We start from the raw sequence: 21,988 nt of genomic DNA on the forward strand, positions 1-21,988 counted from the left end.
GCAAGGATCCTGCATGCCTTCTGCCGTGCGCTTCGGCGTCAACTACACGCCCAGCGAAGGGTGGTTCCACCACTGGCTCGACTTCGACCTCGACTCCGTACGCGCCGACCTCGACTCCATCGCCGCGCTGGGCCTCGACCACATCCGGGTCTTCCCGCTGTGGCCCTACTTCCAGCCCAACCGCGCGCTGATCCGCCCGCGCGCCGTCGAGCAGCTGCTCCAGCTCGTCGACGCGGCCGGAGAGCGGGGGCTCGACGTCAACGTGGACGGTCTGCAGGGGCACCTGTCGAGCTTCGACTTCCTGCCCGCGTGGACGCGGACCTGGCACCGGCGCAACCTGTTCACCGACCCGGAGGTCCTCGACGGCCAGGCGGCCTATCTGCGTACGCTCGCCGCGGCCCTCGCCGACCGCCCGCACTTCATCGGCATGACGCTCGGCAACGAGGTCAACCAGTTCTCGGCGGGCCCGCCCCATCCGGACCCCGACCGGGCGAGCAGCGCCCAGATCGACCACTGGCTGGAGCGGATGCTCGCCGCCTGCGAGGAGGGCGCCCCCGGCAGGCTGCATCTGCACGCCGAGTACGACGCCACCTGGTACCAGGACGACATGCCGTTCACCCCGGGCCAGGCCGCCCGCCGCGGCGCCGTCACGGCCGTACACTCCTGGGTCTTCAACGGCACCGCCCAGCGGCACGGCCGTACCTCCGTGCCGACCGAACACCACGCCGCGTATCTGATCGAGCTGAGCAAGGCATGGGCCGACGACCCGCACCGGCCCGTCTGGCTCCAGGAGGTCGGCGCACCCGCCCCCCTGATCCCGCCCGAGCATGCCGCGGCCTTCACCGAGGCCACCGTCGCGGCGGCGCTGGACTGCCCCGACCTGTGGGGCATCACCTGGTGGTGCTCCCACGACGTCTCCCGCGACCTCGCCGACTTCCCCGAACTCGAATACGGGCTCGGCCTGTTGACCAACGACCGGCGTCCCAAGGACAGCGCGCGGACGCTGGCCCGGGCCGCCCGCGAGCACCACCACAGGCCCGCCCCCCGCACCACGGCGCTGATCGTCCCCGCCGACCCCGCCGTCCGCTCGCTCTGCGCCCCGGGCGGCCCCGTCTTCGAGGCGTTCTTCCGGCTCACCGCCGACGGCGCCCGCCCCACCACCGTCCTCGACGCGCGCGCGGACGACAAGGAACACCTCGCCGCGCGCGGCATCACCGAAGTCGTCAGTCCCGATCAGGTACTCCCCATCCCACAAGGAGAAGCCCGCTCGTGAACCCCACCAGACGCACCGTCCTGCTCGCCGGCGCGACCGCCGCGCTGCTGCCCGCCCTGCCCGGCCTGCCCGCCGCCGCGGCGACGAAGGCCGCCGCGACCGCGGCACCCCCGTACGCCTCCTACTGGTACCCCGACTCGCTGCCCTCGGGCACTCCCGGCACCGGCATCACCTGGCGCAGTCTCAAGGCATGGAGCGCCGCCACCGACGCCGACCTGGCGTTCAACGCGTCGACCGTGCCGCTCGCCGCCCGCTTCACTCCGACCCCGGCCAACACGACCGCCCGCAGCGGCCAGGCCCGTATCCAGTCCCTCGTCTCCTTCGGCCCCACGTCGAGCAACCCCGCGCAGGGCGCCGCCACCGCCGACTACTACGCCCTCACCCACTGGGCGTACCTCGACGAACTCGTCTTCTGGGGCGGCTCGGCGGGCGAGGGCCTGATCCTCGCGCCGAACGCCCCGATCGTCGACGCGGCCCACCGGCACGGCGTGCCCGTCCTCGGCAACGTCTTCCTGCCGCCCGTCGCCTACGGCGGACAGCTCCAGTGGACCCGCGACCTGGTGCAGAAGGACTCCACCGGGCACTACCCGCTCGCCGCGCAATTCGTCGCGGTGGCGGCGGCGTACGGCTTCGACGGCTGGTTCATCAACGCGGAGACCAGCGGCGGGAACACCGCGCTCGCCACCGCCATGCTCGGCTTCATGAACGAACTGAAGTCGCTCGGAACGGCTCAGGGCCAGCGCGTCACCTGGTACGACGCGATGACCGTGAGCGGCTCGGTGAGCTGGCAGGGCGCCCTGAACAACCAGAACAAGACCTTCTTCCAGGCCGCCGACTCCATGTTCGTCGACTTCCGCTGGTCGCAGAGCAGCCTGGCCTCCTCCGCGACGACGGCTCAGCAACTCGGGCGCAGTCCCTACGAGTTGTGGGCGGGCGTCGACGTCGAGGCCAACGGCACCGGCGCGTCCGTCAATTGGGACGCCATCGTGCCGAGCGCCAAGGCCCACGTCACCTCGCTCGGCTTCTACCGGCCCGAGTGGACCCGCAACCACCTGCCCGCTAGCCGCACCCCCGGCGACTTCCACGCCGCCGACGACCTGTTCTGGACCGGCTCCTCCCTCGACCCCTCCAAGCCCAACACGAGCGCGAGCTGGCGCGCCCCGGCCGTCTCCGTCGCCGACCGCTCGACGGTCGCCTCGCTTCCGTTCGCGACCGTCTTCAACACCGGCCACGGGCTGAAGTGGTACGAGGACGGCGAGGTCACCTCGGACAAGGCCTGGAACCACCTCGGCCTCCAGGACCGGCTGCCCTCCCGCCGCTGGGTCGTGCGGACGAGCGGACAGCGCCCCAGCGTCACCTTCGACTTCGCGGACGCCTGGCGGGGCGGAAGCAGCCTGCTCGTCGACGGCGCCCTCGACGCGCCCACCACGCTGGACCTGTACGCGACGAGGCTGCCGCTCACCGGGGACACGGTGGTCGAGCTCACCTACCGCACGGACGCGGGCGCCGCCGCCGTGGAGCTGGCCGTCGCCACCGCCGAGCCGAGCGCGGCGGGCGGGGCGCCCCCGTACACGTACTTCCCGCTCACGTCCTCGGGCGACGGCTGGGAGACCGCCACGGTGCCGCTGACCGGTCTGAGCGGGACCGTGCACGCGCTGGGCGTACGGCTGACGGCGAGCAGTGGTCCGGTGCGCTGGCGTCTCGGCGGGCTCGCGGTCCGCGATGCCGTGCTCACCCCCGCCGCACCCACCGACCTGCGCGTCACCGGCGCCGACGGCGGCAACCTGCGCTTCGCCTGGCAGGGCGCCCCCGGCGAAGTACGCCATTACGAGCTGTACCGGACGCTCCCCGACGGCACGCGCCGCTTCCTCGGCGGCACCTGCCAGAGCGCGTTCTACGTCGGCGGTCTCACCGCCGAGCAGGGCGAGTCGTCCGGGGGGTTCGAAGTGCGCGCGGTGGGGGAGCTGTTCACCGTCTCGACCGCCGCCACGACCACCCACACCTGGTAGCAGAACCACCTTCCCGCACCATCTTCACCCCACGGAGCACCCCATGCATGACGACCGCACCCTGGTCGAAGCCCGCCTCAAGCGCGTCCTCGACGAGCGCATCCGACCCGCCGTGTACCCCGAGTCCGTGCCGCTGGACGTCGCGGTGTGGCACGCTCCCGGTGAGCCGGTGCCCGTCGCGGAGGGGCTCGCGGCCACACCCGAGCCGATCGAGGTGGGTGCGCGCTGGGGCGCTCCGTGGGGCACCAGCTGGTTCCGGGTCACCGGGACCGTCCCGGAGGCGTGGGCAGGGAAGACCGTCGAGGCCCTGTTGGACCTCGGCTTCGACGAGAACATGCCCGGCTTCCAGTGCGAGGGGCTCGTCTACCGGCCCGACGGCACTCCGGTGAAGGGCCTCAACCCGCGCAACCAGTGGGTGCGCATCGGTGCCCCGGTCGAGGGCGGCGAGGAGGTCCGGCTGCACGTCGAGGCCGCGTCCAACCCGGTGATCCTCGACTACCACCCCTTCCTGCCCACCCAGTTGGGCGACAAGGAGACCGCGGGCAGCGAGCCGCAGTACACCCTCACCCGGATGGACCTCGCCGTCCTCGACGAGACCGTGTGGGAGCTGGTGCTCGACCTGGAGGTCCTCGGCGAGCTGATGGCCGAGCTGCCGGTGGAGTCGGCGCGGCGCTGGGACATCCTGCGCGCGGTGGAGAAGGCGCTCGACGCGGTCGATCTGCAGGACGTGGGCGCGACCGCCGCCGCTGCCCGCGAACGGCTGGCCGGGGTGCTCGCCGAGCCCGCCGTCCCGTCCGCGCACCGCATCAGCGCCGTCGGGCACGCGCACATCGACTCGGCGTGGCTGTGGCCGCTGCGCGAGACCGTCCGCAAGGTGGCGCGGACCACCTCCAACATGACCGCGCTCATCGAGGACGAGCCCGAGTTCGTCTTCGCGATGTCCCAGGCACAGCAGTGGGCCTGGGTGAAGGAGCACCGGCCCGAGGTGTGGGCGCGGGTGAAGAAGGCGGTCGCGGAGGGTCGGTTCGTGCCCGCGGGCGGTATGTGGGTCGAGTCGGACACCAACATGCCGGGCTCGGAGGCGATGGCCCGTCAGTTCGTGCACGGCAAGCGGTTCTTCCTCGACGAGTTCGGCATCGAGAACGACGAGGCCTGGCTGCCGGACACCTTCGGCTTCGCCGCCGGACTCCCGCAGATCATCAAGGCGGCGGGCTCCAAGTGGCTGCTCACCCAGAAGATCTCGTGGTCGCAGACCAACAAGTTCCCGCACCACACCTTCCGGTGGGAGGGCATCGACGGCACCCGCATCTTCACCCACTTCCCGCCCGTCGACACCTACAACTGCTCCATGCGCGGCAGCGAACTCGCCCACGCGGCCAGGAACTTCAAGGACAAGGGCGTCGCCCGGCACTCCCTCGCCCCCACCGGCTGGGGTGACGGAGGCGGCGGCACCACCCGCGAGATGGTCGCCAAGGCGGCCAGGGTCCGTGACCTCGAAGGGTCCGCCACCGTGGTGTGGGAGACCCCGACGGAGTTCTTCAAGAAGGCCGTGGCCGAGTACCCGAACGCCCCTGTATGGGTCGGCGAGTTGTACCTCGAACTGCACCGCGCCACGCTGACCAGCCAGGCGAAGACCAAGCAGGGCAACCGACGCAGCGAACACCTCCTGCGCGAGGCCGAACTCTGGGCCGCGACCGCGTCCGTACGGACCGGATTCTCGTACCCGTACGAGGAGTTGGACCGCATCTGGAAGACGGTCCTGCTCCACCAGTTCCACGACATCCTGCCCGGCTCGTCCATCGCCTGGGTGCACCGGGAGGCGCGCAGGACGTACGAGCGGGTCGCCGAGGAGCTGACCGGCATCATCGACGCGGCGCAGCGGGCGCTGGCGGGTGAAGGCGGCACGGAGCTCGTGTTCAACTCCGCCCCGCACCGCAGGGACGGGGTCCCGGCGGGCGGGGCCCTGCCCGCCGCCGCGGCGAGCGAGGTGGCGCTCGCGCCGCGCGTAGGCGGCGGCCACGTCCTCGACAACGGCCTGCTGAGGGTCGAGATCGACGCCCGCGGCCTGGTCGTCTCCGCGTACGACATCGACGCCGGCCGCGAGACGATCGCCCCGGGACGTGCCGCGAACCTGCTCCAGATCCACCCCGACTTCCCGAACATGTGGGACGCCTGGGACGTCGACGAGTTCTACCGCAACACGGTCACCGACCTGGTCGACGCGGACGAGGTCGTGCCGGGTGAGGACGGCGTGTCGGTGCGGATCGTACGGTCCTTCGGCGCGTCGCGGGTCACCCAGGTGCTGTCGCTCGCGCCGGGGGAGCGGCGGCTCGGCATCGACACCGAGGTCGACTGGCACGAGACGGAGAAGTTCCTGAAGCTCGCCTTCCCGCTCGACGTGCACGCGGAGCGGTACGCCTCCGAGACGCAGTTCGGGCACTTCTACCGGCCGACGCACACCAACACGTCCTGGGAGGCCGCCAAGTTCGAGGCGTGCAACCACCGGTTCGTGCACATGGAGGAGCCGGGCTGGGGTGTCGCGCTCGTCAACGACTCGACGTACGGCCATGACGTGACCCGTACCGTCCGCGACAGCGACTCCGGTACGACCACCACCGTGCGCGTCTCGCTGCTGCGCGCCCCGCGCTTCCCCGACCCCGAGACCGACCAGGGCGTCCACCGCTTCCGGCACGCGCTGGTGCCGGGAGCCGGCATCGGGGACGCGGTGCGCGAGGGGTGGCGGATCAACCTGCCGGAGCGGCGGGTGAGCGGCGAACGTGAGGTCGCGCCCCTGGTGGAGGTGGCGCAGGACGCGGTCGTGGTGACCGCGGTCAAGCTCGCCGACGACGGCAGCGGGGATGTGGTCGTACGCTTCCACGAGTCCCGGGGCGGGCGCACCGGGGCCACGCTGACGGCCGGGTTCGAGGTCGGGGACGTCACCGTGACCGACCTGCTGGAGCGGCCCCTGACCGATGCGGTCACCCCCCGGCGTGACGGCGACCTGGTCACCCTGTCGCTGCGCCCCTTCGAGCTGGTCACCCTGCGGCTGACACGCGCCTGAGCGGTCGCGTGCCTGACCCCTTCCCGGTCTGCGGATCCGGCTACTGCGTGAGCTGGGTCCGCAGCCACTGCTCCACTTCGCCCACGTGCGCGGCGGCGGCAGCCCTGGCCGCCTCCGGGTCGTGGGCCACCAGCGCGCGGTGGATCGCCGCGTGCTCGCGGCGCGTGCGCTCGAAGGCGCCCTCCTCCTCGTAGCCCCGCCAGACCCGGGCACGGAACGTGCGCGAGGACAGGCCCTCCAGGATGGCGGCCATGGTCTCGTTGCCCGCGGCGGCCGCGATCTCGCGGTGGAAGGCCAGATCGTGGGCGAGGATCTCCTCCGGGTCGTCCGTCGCGTTCATCGCCAGCAGGTGTTTCTCGACCTCGGCCAGCTGGTCGGCCGTGATCCGCGCGGCGGCCAGCGCGGTCGCGGTCGACTCCAGGATCCGCCGTACCTCCAGCAGTTCGACCAGCCGCGGCCCGCGCGAGAGGTCGGCCACCACGCCGAAGGTCTCCAGCAGGTCCCCGGCCTCCAGCTGGGTGACGTAGATGCCCGAGCCGTGTCGGGCCTCCAGCACACCGAGGACCGTGAGCGCGCGGATCGCCTCACGCATCGAGCTGCGGGACATGCCCAGCTGGGCGGCGAGATCACGCTCGGTCGGCAGCCGCTGCCCGGGCTCCAGCCGGCCCTCGCCGATCATCGCCTTGATCCGCTCGATGGCGCGCTGCGTCACGGTGCCTTTCTGCGGGGCCGACTCGTCCACGCCGTCTCCTCCTGTTGCCGGGTGCGCCGCAGTCTAACCACCGGAGTGGTCGGACCACTACGGCTGATAACGCGGAAATTTTGGCGCACGGGGGTGTTGCGGAGGCGAAGTGGTCTGATAAATATTCGTCCCGGTTGAGCGGGACGCTCGGCCACGCACCGTCACCCCCGATCGATCTCGCTCAACGAGGAGCCGTCAGATGGCCGGCAGAAACGTGCGGAACACGCGAATTGCGTCGCGGGCAGTGCGTGCGGCGGCTGCGGCCGCCTGCGCGACCCTCGTGCTCGCGGCATGCGGCAGCACCAAGGACTCCGTGTCGTCGGGCGGCGGAGGCACCGGCAAGGTCGGGGTGATCCTGCCCCTGCTGACCTCGCCGTTCTGGCAGTCCTACAACGACTACGTGCCGAAGATGGCGAAGTCCGAAGGGGTCGACGCCCTCAAGACCGTCAACTCCAACAGCGACCCGTCCCAGCAGATCACCGACATCAACAACCAGCTCAACCAGGGCGTGAAGGGCCTCGTCGTGGCCCCCCTGGACAGCGCCGCGATCGCCGCCGGGCTCGACCAGGCCGAACGCAAGGGCGTGCCCGTGGTCGCCGTCGACGTGGCGCCCGAGAAGGGCAAGGTCGCCATGGTCGTACGCGCCAACAACGTCGCGTACGGCGAGAAGGCCTGCGAGTACCTCGGCAAGCAGATCCCCTCCGGCAAGGTCGTGCAGATCATGGGCGACCTGGCCTCGGTCAACGGCCGGGACCGCTCCGAGGCCTTCCGCACCTGCGTGCAGAAGAACTACCCGAAGCTGAAGGTCCTGGAGATCCCCGCCAAGTGGGAGTCCGACACCGCGGCCTCCAAGCTCGACACCCTGCTGAACGCCAACCCCGACATCAAGGGCATCTACATGCAGGCGGGCGGCGTCTACCTCGCGCCGACCCTCCAGACCCTCAAGTCCAAGGGCATGCTGAAGAAATCCGGCCAGGCGGGCCACATCACGATCGTCTCGAACGACGGCATCCCGCAGGAGTTCGACGCCATCCGCAAGGGCGAGATCGACGCCACCGTCTCCCAGCCTGCCGACGCGTACGCCAAGTACGGCATGTACTACATCAAGGCCGCGATGCAGGGGAAGACGTTCAAGACCGGCCCGACCGACCACGACTCCGAGATCGTCAAGCTGCCCAGCGGCATCCTGGAGGACCAGCTGCCCGCGCCGCTGGTGACCAAGGACAACGTCGACGACCCCAAGCTCTGGGGCAACACGGTCAAATGAGCACCCCACTGGTGGAGGCGCGGGGGGTGGCCAAGCGGTACGGCCCCACCGTCGCCCTCCAAGACGGCCGGCTCACCGTTCTCCCCGGTGAGTCCCACGCCCTCGTCGGGCGCAACGGCGCGGGCAAGTCCACCCTCGTCACCATCCTCACCGGCCTTCAGGCCCCCGACGAGGGCGAGGTCCGCTTCGACGGTGAGCCCGCGCCCGCGCTCACCGACCGCGACGCCTGGCGCCGCAAGGTGGCCTGCGTCTACCAGAAGCCCACCGTCGTACCGGAACTCACGGTCGCCGAGAACCTCTTCATCAACCGGCAGCCCGTCGGGCGCGGCGGCTTCATCAGCTGGCGCAGGCTGCGGGCCGAGGCGGCGCAGGTCCTGGACACCTGGGACGTGCACGTCGACCCGGAGGCCCGCACCGCCGACCTCAAGGTCGAGGACCGCCAAATGGTCGAGATCGCCCGGGCACTCAGCTTCGGCGCCCGGTTCATCGTCCTCGACGAGCCGACCGCACAGCTCGACAACCGGGAGATCGAACGGCTCTTCACCCGGATGCGCGCGCTCCAGGAGTCCGGTGTCACCTTCCTGTTCATCTCGCACCACCTCCAGGAGGTGTACGAGGTGTGCCAGACGGTCACCGTGCTGCGCGACGCCCGCTGGATCACCACCGCGCCGGTCGCCGAACTCCCCCGCACGGCCCTGGTGGAGGCCATGGCGGGGGAGTCGATCGCCGAGCGGACCGGCACGCACCAGTCCGTCGCCGCGGACGCCCCGGTGCTGCTCGACGCCCGGGGGCTCACCTCGGACGCGTACGAGGACATCGACCTCACCGTCCGCCGCGGCGAGGTCCTCGGCCTCGCCGGCTCCAGCGGCAGCGGCAAGATCGAGCTTGCCGAGTCCTTCGCCGGACTGCACACCCCGACCGGCGGCACGGCTCAACTCGACGGTGAGCGGCTGCCGTTCGGTGACGTGCAGGCCGCGCTCAAGGCGGGCGTCGCCTGTGTCCCGCGCGACCGGCACGAGCAGGGTCTCGTCTCCGGCATGACCATCGGCGACAACACCACCATGACAGTCCTGAACCGGCTCGGCCGCTACGGCTTCATCTCCGCCGCCCGCAAGCGGGGCTTCGCCACCGAGCTGATCGAACGGCTCGACATCCACACCGAGGGCCCCGAACAGCCCGTCTCCGACCTCTCCGGCGGCAACGCGCAGAAGGTCGTCATGGCCCGCGCCCTCGCCTCCGACCCCCGCCTCCTCGTCCTCATCAACCCCACCGCGGGCGTCGACGTGAAGTCCAAGGAGTCACTGCTGTCCCGGATGGACAGCGCCAGCGAGGACGGCACCGCCGTGCTCGTCGTCTCCGACGAACTCGACGACCTGCGCCGCTGCGACCGCGTCCTCGTCCTCTTCCACGGCCGTGTCGTCGCCGAGCACCCGGCGGGCTGGCACGACCACGAGCTGATCGCCTCCATCGAAGGAGTGGACCATGGCTGACACGAAGGCCCCGTCGGCCTCGTCGCCCACCTCCGCGCGCGTCCCCGACGCACGGGCCGCCAAGACCGTACTGCTCCGCAGGGCCCGCGAACTCGCCCTCGTGCCTGCCTTGTTGGTGCTCCTGGTGCTCGGCGCGATCGTCAACGACTCGTTCCTCACCGAACGGAACCTGATCTCCATCCTGGGCGCCTCGGCGGCACTCGCGATGGTGGTCCTCGCCGAGTCGCTGGTGCTGATCACCGGCAAGATCGATCTGTCACTGGAGTCGGTGGTCGGCATCGCGCCCGCCGTCGGCGCCCTGCTGGTGCTGCCGTCCGCGCAGTCCGGCTGGGGCACGGAATGGTCGGCCGCGCTCGCCCTCGTCGCGATCCTCGTCGTGGGCGGAGTCATCGGCGCCTTCAACGGCATCCTCGTGGTGAAGTTCAAGCTCAACGCCTTCATCGTCACCCTCGCGATGCTGATCGTCCTGCGTGGCCTGTTGGTCGGCGCCACCAAGGGCAAGACACTGTTCGGCATGCCCGACGCGTTCTTCCAGCTGGCCACCTCCACCTTCCTGCGGGTCCCGCTGTCGGTGTGGCTGGCCGCGGTCGCCTTCGGGGTCGCCGGACTGATCCTCAAATACCACCGCGTCGGGCGCGCCCTGTACGCCATCGGCGGCAACACGGAGGCGGCCCGCGCCGCCGGTATCCGCGTCGACCGGATGCTGCTCGGCGTCTCCGTCGTCGCCGGCGTCCTCGCCTCGGTCGGCGGGATCATGCAGACCGGGTACGTCGGCGCGATCAGCGCCAACCAGGGCAACAACATGATCTTCACGGTGATGGCGGCGGCGGTCATCGGCGGCATCAGCCTGGACGGCGGCAAGGGCACCATGTTCGGCGCCCTGACCGGCGTACTCCTCCTCGGCGTGGTGCAGAACCTGCTCACGCTCGCCCAGGTGCCGTCCTTCTGGATCCAGGCCATCTACGGCGGAATCATCCTGGTCGCCCTGATGATCGCCCGCGTGACCACCGGCCGTGCCCAGGACTGACCTCCCTTCGTCTTCGTACGGATCCAAGGACCCACGGATCCACGGAACCCCTCCGTACGCCCCTGTCCCGGACCGAAAGGCCTCCCGTGTCCCCAACTGCCGCCCGTATCACCGCGGTCGACACCTACGACATCCGTTTCCCCACCTCGCGCGAGCTCGACGGCTCCGACGCGATGAACCCGGACCCCGACTACTCGGCGGCGTACGTCGTGCTGCGCGGCGACGCGGCCGACTGTCCCGAGGGGCACGGCTTCACCTTCACCATCGGGCGGGGCAACGACGTCCAGGTCGCCGCGATCGAGGCGCTGCGGGGGCATGTGGTCGGACGCTCGGTCGACGAGCTGTGCGCGGACCCGGGCTCCCTCGCCCGGGACCTGATCGGGGACAGTCAGCTGCGCTGGCTCGGGCCCGAGAAGGGCGTGATGCACATGGCGATCGGCGCCGTCGTCAACGCCGTGTGGGACCTGGCCGCCAAGCGCGCCGGGAAGCCCCTGTGGCAGCTGCTCGCCGACGCCGAACCGGAGTGGCTGGTCCGCCAGGTCGACTTCCGCTACCTCACGGACGCCCTCACCCCCGAGGAGGCGCTCGAACTGCTCCGTCGCGGCCGGGAGGGCGCCGCCGAGCGCGCCGCGACCCTCCGGGAGAGGGGCTTCCCCGCCTACACCACCTCGCCCGGCTGGCTCGGCTACAGCGACGAGAAGCTCACCCGCCTCGCCGCCGAGGCCGTCGCCGACGGGTTCCGGCAGATCAAGCTGAAGGTGGGTGCCGATCTCGCGGACGACGTACGCCGCTGCCGGGTCGCCCGCTCGGTGGTCGGCCCCGACATCCGGATCGCCATCGATGCCAACCAGCGCTGGAACGTGGACGAGGCGATCACCTGGACCAAGGCCCTCGCCGAGTTCGAGCCCTACTGGATCGAGGAGCCCACCAGCCCCGACGACGTCCTCGGCCACGCCGCCGTCCGGGAGGCCGTCGCCCCCGTCAAGGTCGCCACCGGCGAACACGTCCAGAACCGTGTCGTCTTCAAACAGCTCCTCCAGGCCGGCGCCATCGACGTCCTGCAGATCGACGCCGCCCGCGTCGCCGGCGTCAACGAGAACCTCGCCATCCTGCTCCTCGCGGCCAAGTTCGGCGTGCCGGTCTGCCCGCACGCCGGCGGGGTCGGCCTGTGCGAACTCGTCCAGCACCTGTCGATGTTCGACTTCGTGGCGCTCTCCGGCACCACCGACGACCGGGTCATCGAATACGTCGACCATCTGCACGACCACTTCCTCGACCCGGTGGTGATCAGGCAGGGTCACTACACGGCACCCACCGCGCCGGGATTCTCCGCGACCATGCGGCCGCAGTCCATCGCGGAGTTCACCTACCCCGGCGGCACCTTCTGGGCCGCCGACCTCGCCCACCAGAAGTCCGACAGCAAGCCGAGCGACAAGCAGAAGGGGGAAGCCGCGTGAGTGCCGACTTCGAAGGACTCAAGGCGCTGGTGACCGGTGGCGCGTCCGGCATCGGCCGTGCCACCGCCGAGCTGCTCGCCGCCCGTGGGGCGCGGGTCGCCGTCCTCGACCTGGACCCCTCGACGGTCGAGAAGCCCCTGCTCGGTTTCCGCGCCGACGTCACCGACGACGCCTCCGTACGCGAGGCCGTGGCCGCGGCCGTCGCGGACCTCGGCGGACTCGACGTGCTGATCAACAACGCCGGGATCGGCGCCCGGGGCACCGTCGAGGACAACGCCGACGACGAGTGGCACCGGGTCCTGGACGTCAATGTCGTCGGCATGGTCCGTACCGCCCGCGCCGCCCTGCCCCACCTGCGGGAATCCGCACACGCGGCGATCGTGAACACCTGCTCCATCGCCGCCACCGCCGGGCTCCCGCAGCGCGCCCTCTACTCCGCCACCAAGGGCGCCGTCCTCTCCCTCACCCTGGCGATGGCCGCCGACCACCTCCGCGAGGGCGTCCGCGTCAACTGTGTGAACCCCGGCACCGCCGACACCCCCTGGGTCGGCCGCCTCCTCGACGCCGCCGCCGACCCGGCCGCCGAACGGGCCGCGCTGGAGGCCCGCCAACCCTCCGGCCGCCTCGTCTCGGCGGACGAGGTCGCGGGCGCGATCGCCTACTTGGCGAGCCCGCTGTCCGGCGCCACCACCGGTACCGCCCTCGCCGTGGACGGCGGCATGCAGGGACTGCGACTGCGGCAGGTGGGCCAGTGAGCACGCTCGGCAGGGGCACGCTCGGGAACAGCGGTGTCGAGGTCAGTGCCCTGTCCTTCGGTGCCGCCGGCATCGGCAACCTGTTCACCGCCGTCAGTGACGAACAGGCGTACGAGACCGTGGACGCCGCCTGGTCCGGGGGCATCCGCTACTTCGACACCGCCCCGCACTACGGCATCGGCCTCTCCGAACGCCGTCTCGGCGCGGCCCTGCGCGATCGCCCCCGCGCCGAGTACACCCTCTCCACGAAGGTGGGCCGCCTCCTGGAACCCACGGGCGCGGACGCGGGCGGCGACGACCTGGCCGACGGCTTCGCGGTGCCCGCGACGCACCGCCGCGTCTGGGACTTCAGCGCCGAGGGCGTACGACGCGGCATCGAGGCCAGCCTCGCACGCCTGGGCCTGGACCGCGTGGACATCGTCTACCTCCACGACCCGGACGACCACGCCGAGCAGGCCTTCCACGAGGGCTATCCGGCCCTGGAGCGGCTGCGCTCGGAAGTCGTGGTCGGCGCGATCGGCGCGGGCATGAACCAGGCCGAGATGCTCACCCGCTTCGTCCGCGACACGGACGTGGACGTGGTGCTGTGCGCGGGCCGCTACACCCTGCTCGACCACGCCGCGCTGACCGAGCTGCTGCCCGCCGCCCAGGAGCGCGGCACCTCGGTGGTCATCGGCGGCGCCTTCAACTCAGGCCTGCTGGCCGACCCGAGGCCCGGAGCGACGTACAACTACGCGACCGCTCCGGCGCAGTTGCTGGACCGCGCCCTGCGACTGAAGGAGATCGCGGAGCGGCACGGCACCACCCTGCGCGCCGCCGCGCTGGCGTTTCCCGCCGCCCACCCGGCCGTCGCGAGCGTCCTGGTCGGCGCCCGCTCGGCGCACGAAGTCCGCGACTGCGTCGAGCAGTTCACGACCCCGGTGCCGGAGGACTTCTGGCGGGAACTGCGCGAGGCGAAGCTGCTGCCCGAGGACGCCCCCGTACCCGTACCCCCACAGGACCCGTCATGAGAGTCGCCCTGCACACCAAGGTCCGCGCGGACCGCGTCGCCGCGTACGAGGCCGCCCACCGCGAGGTCCCCGAAGAGCTCACCACGGCCATCCGCGCCGCCGGAGCCACCTCCTGGACGATCTGGCGCAGCGGCACCGACCTCTTTCACGTCCTGGAGTGCGAGGACTACGGGCACCTGCTCGCCGAACTGGACAAACTGCCGGTCAACATCGCCTGGCAGGCGCGCATGGCCGAACTCCTCGACGTCGTCCACGACTACTCGAGCGAGGGCGCGGAGGCGGGGCTGCCCGTCGTGTGGGAGCTGCCGTGAGGGTGGACGCGCACCACCACGTGTGGGACCTCTCGGTCCGCGACCAGGACTGGATCACCGGGCCCGAACTCCAGCCACTGCGACGTGATTTCGGCGTCGCGGACCTCGCACCGCAGGCACGGGCCGCCGGCGTCGACCGCACGGTCCTCGTGCAGACGATCACCGTGCCCGAGGAGACCCCGGAGTTCCTCGCCCTCGCGGCGCGGAGCGAGCTGATCGCGGGTGTGGTCGGCTGGACCGACCTGACCCGGCCGGACGTCGCCGACGAGCTGGCCCGGCTGCGGGAGCTGCCGGGCGGCCGCCACCTCAAGGGCGTCCGCCACCAGGTACAGGGCGAGCCCGACCCGGAGTGGCTGCTGCGTCCGGACGTACGGGACGGGCTCGCCGCCGTCGCCGAGGCAGGCCTCGTCTACGACCTGGTCGTGCTGCCGCACCAACTGCCGGCCTGTGTCCGGGCCGCCGCCGGCCACCCCGGACTCACCTTCGTCCTCGACCACTTGGGCAAGCCACCGATCGCCACCGGCGTGCTGCGACCGTGGGCGACGGCCGTCCGGGCGCTGGCCGCGCTCCCCAACACCGTGTGCAAACTCTCCGGCATGGTCACCGAGGCGGACCACGCGAAGTGGACGGTCGACGGGCTGCGCCCCTACGCGGACACGGTCCTGGACGCCTTCGGACCCGGCCGGCTGATGTTCGGCTCCGACTGGCCGGTGTGCACGCTGGCGGCGTCGTACGGCCAAGTGGTCGATGCGGCCGAGGAGTTGACCGGGGGACTTGGAGCGGAGGAACGCGCCGAGGTCTTCGGTGGCACCGCCACCCGGGTCTACCGGCTCTGATCCACCGGTCCGATCCGCCGAGTCCGATCTACCGGCTCTGATCCACCCACTCCAGCCGCATCGGCGGCAGGAACTCCCGCACATACGTCCGGTGCCAGCACGCGCCCGTCTCCCGCAGCTCATGCCACGTCGTGTAGCGGTAGCGGTAGAGGCGGGCGCGGACGTACCGGGGCGGGGCGTCCGCCGGGAACGGGCAGCGGCGCAACAGCCGTAGTGTGTCCCGGTCGTTCTCCAGGAGCCGTTCGACCAGGCCCGTGAACCAGGAGGCGGCGTACGCGGGGGAGAGCGCCGCGAACCACATCAGCCAGTCGAGCCGCAGATGGTACGGCGCGTACTGGCGCGGCCAGTGGCGGGGATCGCCCGGTTTGCCCTTGAACTCGTACTCCTTCCAGTCCGAGTCCTCCCGCGGCATGGGGTCCGCCGTGCCCTCGACGACCACCTCGTGGCGCACCCGGCTGACGCTGCCGAACGCGCCGTAGGTGTTGACCAGGTGCAGCGGGTCGAAGGAGCGGTTCATGACCTGGCGCCGGGAGATCAGGTTGCGGGCGGGGCGGTAGCTGAGGGCCACCAGGCCCGTGGCGACCGCGAGGACCACGATCTCGTACCAGAGGGGCGGGCCGGCCACGTGCGGGGGAGTGGTGGGGAACTCGATCGCGGAGAGGGCCAGCACGATGGTGGTCCAGTTAAGCCAGGCGAAGTTGCCGGACAGGACCAGCCAGAGCTGGGTGAGGACCATCAGCGACGCCGCTGCCGTCGCGATCGGCTGCGGGGTGAAGAGGAGGACGGGCACGACGAGCTGGGTGAAGTGGTTCGCCGCCACCTCGGCCCGGTGGAAGGGCTTGGGGAGGTGGTGGAAGAACCAGCTCAGCGGTCCCGGCATCGGCTGGGTCTCGTGGTGGTAGTCGAGGCAGGTCAGCTCCCGCCAGCAGGAGTCCCCGCGCATCTTGATCAGCCCGGCGCCGAACTCCACGCGGAACAGCACCCAGCGCAGCAGGAAGAGGACGACGACCGGCGGGGCCACCTCGTCGTTGCCGAGGAACACGGCGAGGAAACCGACCTCCAGGAGCAGGGACTCCCAGCCGAACGAGTACCAGGTCTGGCCCACATTGACGATCGACAGGTACATCGCCCAGGGCGCCAGCCACAGCACCATGGCCCCCCAGAGCGGGAGCCGCTGGTCCAGGCCGGCGATCAGCGCCACCGACACCGCGCAGCCCGCCCAGGCCCAGGCCGCGAAGAAGCGGTCCGAGTAGCGCAGGTGGAACACGCTCGGCGCGTCGCGGAACGCGACCCGCGCCAGGAACCGCGGCACCGGAAGCATCCCCCGCTCCCCGATCAGCGCACGGAACTGGAGCGCCGCGTCCAGGAAGGCGACGAGGTACACCACGGCCAGGGCCCGCTGGAAGACCAGCCGGCTCAGCCAGTAGTCGGGGGCGACGAACCACTCCACGCGAGCCACTCCTCTTCCCTCGTCTTCCATTGTGACGCTGGGTGACCGTCTCCGCTTGCGTGAGCCAACTGGGCAGCGCAGACAATAGTGGACGAAATGCCCTGAGTGACCGGGGGATCGTGGTGCAACGGGAGGAAGCAGTGCGACGGGAGAACGTGGTGCGACAGGAGAACAGCGTGGTGCACATACCCACCCGAGCCTTCGTCATGGCCTGCGCGCTCTCGGCGGCGCTCCTCGTCGCCGGGTGTGGCGGCCGAGGCGGCGAGAGCGCGGCGTCCGGTGCCGACGGCGGTGAGGTCTTCCTGCAGCCGGTCGCCGGCGGCGGCCGCGACCCGTTCACCGCGTCCACGGCCGCCGACTCGCCGTTCATCACCCGAATGCCGTACCCGGCGACACCCGCGAACCGTGGCTCCGCCCCGCAGGGCGTGCGCTCCTTCCCCGGCTCCACACCCGGCCTCTACGGCGGCACCAGGGCCGTCGGCAGCTGTGACGTCGGGAAGCAGATCGGCTTCCTCTCCTCGGACCCCGGCAAGGCGCGCTCCTTCGCGCAGGCGGCGGGCGTCCCGCAGGCGGCCGTCCCGGACTTCCTGCGCGGTCTGACCTCGGTCGTACTGCGCGCCGACACACAGGTCACCGACCACGGCTTCCGTGACGGCCGGGCGACCAGCTTCCAGTCGGTGCTCCAGCGGGGCACCGCGGTCCTCGTCGACAACCGGGGCGTGCCGCGTGTGCGCTGCGCCGGCGGCAACCCGCTGAACCCGCCCGTCGTGTCCAGGACGATCCCGGGGACCCAGGGGCAGCGCTGGTCCGGCTTCCGTCCTGGCAACGTTGTCGTCGTGACCCCGGCGTCCGCCGCGATCAGGAACATCACGATCATCGACATCGTCGACAACAGGTGGATCGAACGGCGGATCGGGGACGACGGTCACCGGGACGTCGTCCTGCGGCCGCCGGTCTCGGCCGCGAGCCCAGGCCGTCGCACCGACACAAACACCGACACAAGCCCCAGTACGAGTCCCGGTACAAGCCCGAGCGCGGTCCCGGGGCAGAGCTCGCGGACGGGCCCCTTCGTGGACGAGCCGCCGTCCGGCTGCGTGACGCCCACCCTGACCGTCACCCCGGAGGGAACCCCGGGCATGCCGGGCGGCGGCGCGCCGACGGAGGCTCCGGTGGCCGCGGTGTCGGACTGTCTCCCGCCCACCACGACCGCCCCGCCGACCGCCCCGCCGACCGCCCCTCCGACGGTCCCGCCGACCCCACGGCCCGACATCTCCCTGGCGCCGCGGACCCCCGCCCCCAACTCCACGGAGAGCGACCGGAACGCCCCGCAGGACCCCCTCGCCCCGCTGGACCCCTCGGAGGACGAGATCGGCCCCGACACCGTTCCGGAGATCCCCGACCTGCCCGACGGCGGTGGTCTGATCCCCGACGAGTCGCCCGATGCGGACACCGTCTTCGACACCCCGACGGACGTCTTCGACGGCTGAGCGCCGAGTGGTCGGGGGAGCCCGAATCCGGACTCTCCCGAAGTCGAATTCCGGACGTCCCAGAAGTCGAATAATTGGCCGAATGCTGGCAAGGTGGGCGCATGGTTGATCGGGGAGCGAGCGCCCTGTCACTCCCGGACGACTGGCCCGCCCACCCGGATCCGATCCTGGCGCTCAACCGCATGGGCAGTTTCGAATGGGACCTGGACTCCGGTCTGATGCAGATGGACGCCCAGGCCCACGAAGTCTTCGACGTGCGTCCCGAGGAGTACGACGGCCGCCCCGAAACCCTGTCCCTGCGGGTGCCCGCGACCGAGGCGATCCGTCTCGACACGCTGGTCTCGCACGCCCTCAAGGACGGCAGCGAGAACTACGGCGCCTACTTCCGCATCCGCTGCCGCGACGGCTCACTGCGCTGGACCCACACCCAGGGCTACATCCGCCGCGACGGGACGGGCCGGCCGCGCCGGATCATCGGCATCGTCCGCGAGGCCACGCAGGAGCTCGGCGAGAGCGCGGCGCGCCGCGAACAGGCGGCCCAGAACGAGGCGCGGCGCCAGCAGACGAACGTCGTGCAGATCACCACGGCCGCCCTCGCCCACGCCCGCACCGTCCAGGACGTCATCGACGTCCTCAAGGACTCCCACGGCCTCACCCACCTCGGCGCGACGAGCCTGGTCATGGGCCTGGTCGAGGCCGGACGCATACGGCTGGTCGCCGAAGGCCCCGAGGGCAGCTTCGTCCCCGGCACCATGGTCACCCGCATCGACGAGCAGTACCCGATGAGCGAGGTCGTACGCACCCTCGCCCCGCGCTTCATCGAGTCGCCCGAGGACTTCGCCGAGTCGTATCCGCTGCTGTGGCCGCACATCACCGACCTCAAGATCACCTCGGCCGCCTACCTGCCGCTCATCGCGCAGGCCCGCCCCATCGGCGCGATGGGACTGCTCTACAACGACCGGCGCGGCTTCTCGTCGGAGGAGCGCAACGTCCTCGTCGCGCTCGGCAGCAGCATCGCCCAGAGCCTCCAGCGGGCCATGTTCTACGAGCAGGAGAAGGACCTCGCGCAGGGTCTCCAGCAGGCCATGCTGCCGCGCTCCATACCGAACGTGCCCGGCGCCGACATCGCCGTCCGCTACCGTTCCGCCTCCCTCGGCCGGGACATCGGCGGCGACTGGTACGACGTGATCCCGCTGCCCGGCGGTCGCGTCGGCGCCGTCATCGGGGACGTCCAGGGCCACGACACCCACGCCGCCGCCGTCATGGGCCAGTTGCGGATCGTGCTGCGGGCCTACGCCGCCGAGGGGCACACCCCCGCCACCGTGATGGCCCGCGCCTCGGTCTTCCTGCACGAACTCGACACCGACCGCTTCGCGACCTGCCTGTACGCGGAGGCCGACCTGTCCACCGGAGTCGTCCAGCTGGTGCGGGCCGGCCACATCGACCCGGTGATCCGGCAGAACGACGGCACCTGCCGCCGGCAGTCCGTCGCAGGGGGCCTGCCGCTCGGCCTGTCCGCCTTGTTCGGGCGCCTCGAATACCCCGTCGACACGGTCGAACTGGACCCCGGGCAGACCCTGGTGCTGTGCACCGACGGCCTGGTCGAGCAGCCCGGCGTCGACCTCGACGAGGGCATGCACACCCTCATGGAGCTGATCCGCTCGGGCCCGGACGACGTACGCGACCTCGCCGACCGGCTCATCGACGTGGCCGAGGAACGCGGCGGCGACGACGACGTGGCCCTGCTGGCGCTGCGCCGCCGGGGTCCCGGGCCCCAGCAGTCCGGCGGGCGGCTCCAGCAGCATGTCGCGCCCGGCGACCCCGAGGCGCTCACCGAGGCCCGGCACATGATCCGGGCCGCGGTCCGCGCCTGGGGCGGGGGAGAGCGCGCCGACGAGGTCGAACTGGTCGCCGACGAGCTGATCACCAACGCCCTCATGCACACCGAAGGCGCCGCGATCGTCACCCTGCGGGTCCTCAGCGGCCCGGGCCGTCGGCTGCGCGCGGAGGTCGAGGACTCCTCCAGCGCCCTGCCGCGCCGCCGTGAGGCGGGCGAGTCCGGTGTCTCCGGCCGCGGACTCCTTCTGGTCGACCGCCTCGCCGACGTCTGGGGCGTGGAGGCGCGCGGCGGCGGCAAGTGCGTGTGGTGCGAGTTCCTGGTCCCGGAACGGGACTGACCGGGTGTCGCGGGGGACCGGTCGCCGTTGCCTCAGGAGGGGGGCGGTTCGGCTGGTGTTGTCGGTGGGGGGTGGCACTCTGGAGCCATGCCGGAACTGCCAGAGGTCGAAGCGCTCAAGGACTTCCTGGCCGACCATCTCGTCGGCCGCGAGGTCGTGCGCGTGCTGCCCGTCGCCATCAGCGTCCTGAAGACCTACGACCCGCCCGTCACCGCCTTCGAGGGCCGCGAGGTGACCGCCGTGCGCCGGCACGGCAAGTTCCTCGACATCGAGGCCGACGGACTGCACTTCGTGACCCACCTGGCCCGCGCGGGCTGGCTGCACTGGAGGGACACGCTGCCCGACGGCCCGCCCCGCCCCGGCAAGGGCCCGCTCGCGCTGCGTGTCGCCCTGGAGACCGGCGAGGGCTTCGACCTCACCGAGGCCGGCACACAGAAGAGACTCGCGGTGTACGTCGTCCGGGACCCGGCGGAGATCCCCGGCGTGGCCCGCCTCGGCCCCGACCCGCTCGCCGCCGACTTCGACGAGGCACGGTTCGCCCGGCTGCTCGCGGGTGAGCGTCGCCAACTCAAGGGCGCACTCCGGGACCAGAGCCTGATCGCCGGCGTGGGAAACGCGTACAGCGACGAGATCCTGCACGCCGCCAGGATGTCCCCCTTCAAGCTGGCCGCCTCACTGACCCCCGAGGAGACGACCCGTCTCTACGAGGCGTTGCGCTCCACGCTCACCGAGGCCGTGGAGCGCTCCCACGGTCTGGCCGCGGGGCGCCTCAAGGCGGAGAAGAAGAGCGGGCTGCGGGTGCACGGCAGAACGGGCGAGCCCTGCCCGGTGTGCGGCGACACCATCCGCGAGGTCTCCTTCAGCGACTCCTCGCTGCAGTACTGCCCGACCTGCCAGACGGGAGGCAAGCCACTCGCGGACCGCCGGTTGTCCCGGCTGCTCAAATAGCCCGGGAGCAGCGGGGAACAGCCCGGGATCAGTCGGGCGTGACAGTCACCAGGTGCTTGCCGTCCGCCGTACGCACCTCGAACCGGCTGATCTCGTCGGACTTGAGCGCGGCGCCGCCCTGCAGGGTGGTCGCCTCGCCGTTGTGCGCGGGCACCATCCAACTCGTCACCGTCTGCTGCGAACCGTCCTTGCCGATGGCGACGAGCTGACAGGGGCGCGGGCCCCCGGCGTCCTTGACCTCGACCTCGACCTGGCTGCCCCAGATGCGGTCCGCGGTGGTGACCTTGGCCCATACGCCGGTCTGCGCGTCCGTCGACGCGACCGCGGCCGTCTGTGACCCGGAACCGTGCGACGTGACCATCGCGATCGACGGACCGCCCACCGCGAGCACCACGGCGGCGGCCACCGCGTACAACCAGCGCCTGCGACCGGCCCGATGCCGGGTCGCCACCTCACTGAGGAGTTTGTCCATCAGGCGCGGCCCGGGGGCGGCGAAGGGGTGCACGGAGCGCGGGGTGGCATGCCGGTACAGCATCAGCTGCCGCGTGGCGGGCCTGAACTCACTCACGTGCGCCGCGCACTGGGGGCACTCCATGAGGTGATCCTCGAAGCGGAACGCCTCCGCCTCGTCCAGCACGCCGAGCGCGTAGGCGCCGACGTCGCGATGCCGTTCCAGGGACCTCATACC

General features: G+C 71.5%; 17 protein-coding genes. 14 read left to right on the plus strand and 3 right to left on the minus strand.

Annotation, left to right across the window (positions count from 1 at the left end; translation table 11 throughout):
* The first annotated feature begins 13 nt into the window (after window positions 1–13).
* The 3 genes from KVT44_RS17240 to KVT44_RS17250 are packed head-to-tail and all read left to right on the plus strand — an operon-like array spanning window position 14 to window position 6,343.
* A complete protein-coding gene (locus KVT44_RS17240) occupies window positions 14–1,273 on the plus strand; it encodes a glycosyl hydrolase (protein WP_217567689.1) in 1,260 nt (419 codons plus the stop codon).
* Complete coding sequence (locus KVT44_RS17245; protein ID WP_217567690.1) at window positions 1,270–3,282, plus strand: endo-beta-N-acetylglucosaminidase; 2,013 nt, start codon at window positions 1,270–1,272, stop codon at window positions 3,280–3,282. The genes KVT44_RS17240 and KVT44_RS17245 overlap by 4 nt, the downstream gene beginning before the upstream one ends.
* A 43-nt stretch (window positions 3,283–3,325) precedes the next feature.
* The gene (locus KVT44_RS17250; RefSeq protein ID WP_217567691.1) at window positions 3,326–6,343 is read left to right on the plus strand and encodes a glycoside hydrolase family 38 C-terminal domain-containing protein; all 3,018 of its coding nucleotides are present in this window, start codon (window positions 3,326–3,328) and stop codon (window positions 6,341–6,343) included.
* Between the two features lie 40 nt (window positions 6,344–6,383).
* Here KVT44_RS17250 and KVT44_RS17255 read toward each other — a convergent pair whose 3' ends face one another.
* Complete coding sequence (locus KVT44_RS17255; RefSeq protein ID WP_054234945.1) at window positions 6,384–7,085, minus strand: FadR/GntR family transcriptional regulator; 702 nt, start codon at window positions 7,083–7,085, stop codon at window positions 6,384–6,386.
* 199 nt (window positions 7,086–7,284) lie between these two features.
* Here KVT44_RS17255 and KVT44_RS17260 point away from each other — a divergent pair, with 199 nt between their 5' ends.
* The 8 genes from KVT44_RS17260 to KVT44_RS17295 all read left to right on the plus strand — a co-directional run bounded on the left by KVT44_RS17260 (window position 7,285) and on the right by KVT44_RS17295 (window position 15,238).
* A complete protein-coding gene (locus KVT44_RS17260) occupies window positions 7,285–8,352 on the plus strand; it encodes a sugar ABC transporter substrate-binding protein (protein ID WP_217567692.1) in 1,068 nt (355 codons plus the stop codon).
* Window positions 8,349–9,842: a sugar ABC transporter ATP-binding protein gene (locus KVT44_RS17265; RefSeq protein WP_217567693.1), complete on the plus strand. Its 1,494-nt coding sequence runs from the start codon at window positions 8,349–8,351 to the stop codon at window positions 9,840–9,842. The genes KVT44_RS17260 and KVT44_RS17265 overlap by 4 nt, the downstream gene beginning before the upstream one ends.
* Window positions 9,835–10,869: an ABC transporter permease gene (locus KVT44_RS17270; RefSeq protein WP_060899761.1), complete on the plus strand. Its 1,035-nt coding sequence runs from the start codon at window positions 9,835–9,837 to the stop codon at window positions 10,867–10,869. Before KVT44_RS17265 ends, KVT44_RS17270 begins: the two co-directional genes overlap by 8 nt.
* An 86-nt stretch (window positions 10,870–10,955) precedes the next feature.
* Window positions 10,956–12,326: an L-fuconate dehydratase gene (locus KVT44_RS17275; RefSeq protein ID WP_099919351.1), complete on the plus strand. Its 1,371-nt coding sequence runs from the start codon at window positions 10,956–10,958 to the stop codon at window positions 12,324–12,326.
* Window positions 12,323–13,081, plus strand: coding sequence for an SDR family NAD(P)-dependent oxidoreductase (locus KVT44_RS17280; protein WP_217567694.1), 759 nt, complete (start codon window positions 12,323–12,325; stop codon window positions 13,079–13,081). Before KVT44_RS17275 ends, KVT44_RS17280 begins: the two co-directional genes overlap by 4 nt.
* Window positions 13,078–14,091 carry an aldo/keto reductase gene (locus tag KVT44_RS17285; protein ID WP_217567695.1) on the plus strand — a complete coding sequence of 338 codons (1,014 nt, stop codon included), beginning with the start codon at window positions 13,078–13,080 and terminating at the stop codon, window positions 14,089–14,091. Before KVT44_RS17280 ends, KVT44_RS17285 begins: the two co-directional genes overlap by 4 nt.
* Window positions 14,088–14,402 carry an L-rhamnose mutarotase gene (locus KVT44_RS17290; RefSeq protein WP_217567696.1) on the plus strand — a complete coding sequence of 105 codons (315 nt, stop codon included), beginning with the start codon at window positions 14,088–14,090 and terminating at the stop codon, window positions 14,400–14,402. Before KVT44_RS17285 ends, KVT44_RS17290 begins: the two co-directional genes overlap by 4 nt.
* On the plus strand, window positions 14,399–15,238 hold the full coding sequence (locus tag KVT44_RS17295; protein WP_217567697.1) for an amidohydrolase: 840 nt from the start codon (window positions 14,399–14,401) through the stop codon (window positions 15,236–15,238). Before KVT44_RS17290 ends, KVT44_RS17295 begins: the two co-directional genes overlap by 4 nt.
* 28 nt (window positions 15,239–15,266) lie before the next feature.
* On the opposite strand, the gene KVT44_RS17300 is transcribed toward KVT44_RS17295, so the two are convergent.
* Window positions 15,267–16,688, minus strand: a complete 1,422-nt coding sequence (locus KVT44_RS17300) for a lipase maturation factor family protein (RefSeq protein WP_217567698.1) — start codon at window positions 16,686–16,688, stop codon at window positions 15,267–15,269.
* A 176-nt stretch (window positions 16,689–16,864) separates the two neighbouring features.
* Here KVT44_RS17300 and KVT44_RS17305 point away from each other — a divergent pair, with 176 nt between their 5' ends.
* From KVT44_RS17305 to KVT44_RS17315, 3 genes are all read left to right on the plus strand, one after another.
* Complete coding sequence (locus KVT44_RS17305; RefSeq protein ID WP_308314032.1) at window positions 16,865–18,175, plus strand: DUF6777 domain-containing protein; 1,311 nt, start codon at window positions 16,865–16,867, stop codon at window positions 18,173–18,175.
* A 101-nt stretch (window positions 18,176–18,276) separates the two neighbouring features.
* Window positions 18,277–20,352 (plus strand): SpoIIE family protein phosphatase, encoded by a 2,076-nt coding sequence (locus KVT44_RS17310; protein ID WP_217567699.1) that lies wholly within the window; start codon window positions 18,277–18,279, stop codon window positions 20,350–20,352.
* A gap of 87 nt (window positions 20,353–20,439) precedes the next feature.
* Window positions 20,440–21,300, plus strand: a complete 861-nt coding sequence (locus KVT44_RS17315) for an Fpg/Nei family DNA glycosylase (protein ID WP_097223842.1) — start codon at window positions 20,440–20,442, stop codon at window positions 21,298–21,300.
* Between the two features lie 28 nt (window positions 21,301–21,328).
* Here KVT44_RS17315 and KVT44_RS17320 read toward each other — a convergent pair whose 3' ends face one another.
* Entirely contained in the window at window positions 21,329–21,985 is a 657-nt protein-coding gene (locus KVT44_RS17320; RefSeq protein WP_099919344.1) for an anti-sigma factor, read from the minus strand.
* Window positions 21,986–21,988 lie beyond the last annotated feature (3 nt).

Source organism: Streptomyces sp. GbtcB7 (assembly GCF_019091445.1).
GTDB lineage: Bacteria > Actinomycetota > Actinomycetes > Streptomycetales > Streptomycetaceae > Streptomyces > Streptomyces mirabilis.

What these genes read in the sequence shown, in the direction of transcription:
- KVT44_RS17250 (WP_217567691.1), top strand. Translation starts at nt 3,326, where the DNA reads ATGCATGACGACCGCACCCTGGTCGAAGCCCGCCTCAAGCGCGTCCTC.
- KVT44_RS17315 (WP_097223842.1), top strand. Translation starts at nt 20,440, where the DNA reads ATGCCGGAACTGCCAGAGGTCGAAGCGCTCAAGGACTTCCTGGCCGAC.
- KVT44_RS17260 (WP_217567692.1), top strand. Translation starts at nt 7,285, where the DNA reads ATGGCCGGCAGAAACGTGCGGAACACGCGAATTGCGTCGCGGGCAGTG.
- KVT44_RS17290 (WP_217567696.1), top strand. Translation starts at nt 14,088, where the DNA reads ATGAGAGTCGCCCTGCACACCAAGGTCCGCGCGGACCGCGTCGCCGCG.
- KVT44_RS17265 (WP_217567693.1), top strand. Translation starts at nt 8,349, where the DNA reads ATGAGCACCCCACTGGTGGAGGCGCGGGGGGTGGCCAAGCGGTACGGC.
- KVT44_RS17310 (WP_217567699.1), top strand. Translation starts at nt 18,277, where the DNA reads ATGGTTGATCGGGGAGCGAGCGCCCTGTCACTCCCGGACGACTGGCCC.
- KVT44_RS17320 (WP_099919344.1), bottom strand. Translation starts at nt 21,985, where the DNA reads ATGAGGTCCCTGGAACGGCATCGCGACGTCGGCGCCTACGCGCTCGGC.
- KVT44_RS17270 (WP_060899761.1), top strand. Translation starts at nt 9,835, where the DNA reads ATGGCTGACACGAAGGCCCCGTCGGCCTCGTCGCCCACCTCCGCGCGC.
- KVT44_RS17240 (WP_217567689.1), top strand. Translation starts at nt 14, where the DNA reads ATGCCTTCTGCCGTGCGCTTCGGCGTCAACTACACGCCCAGCGAAGGG.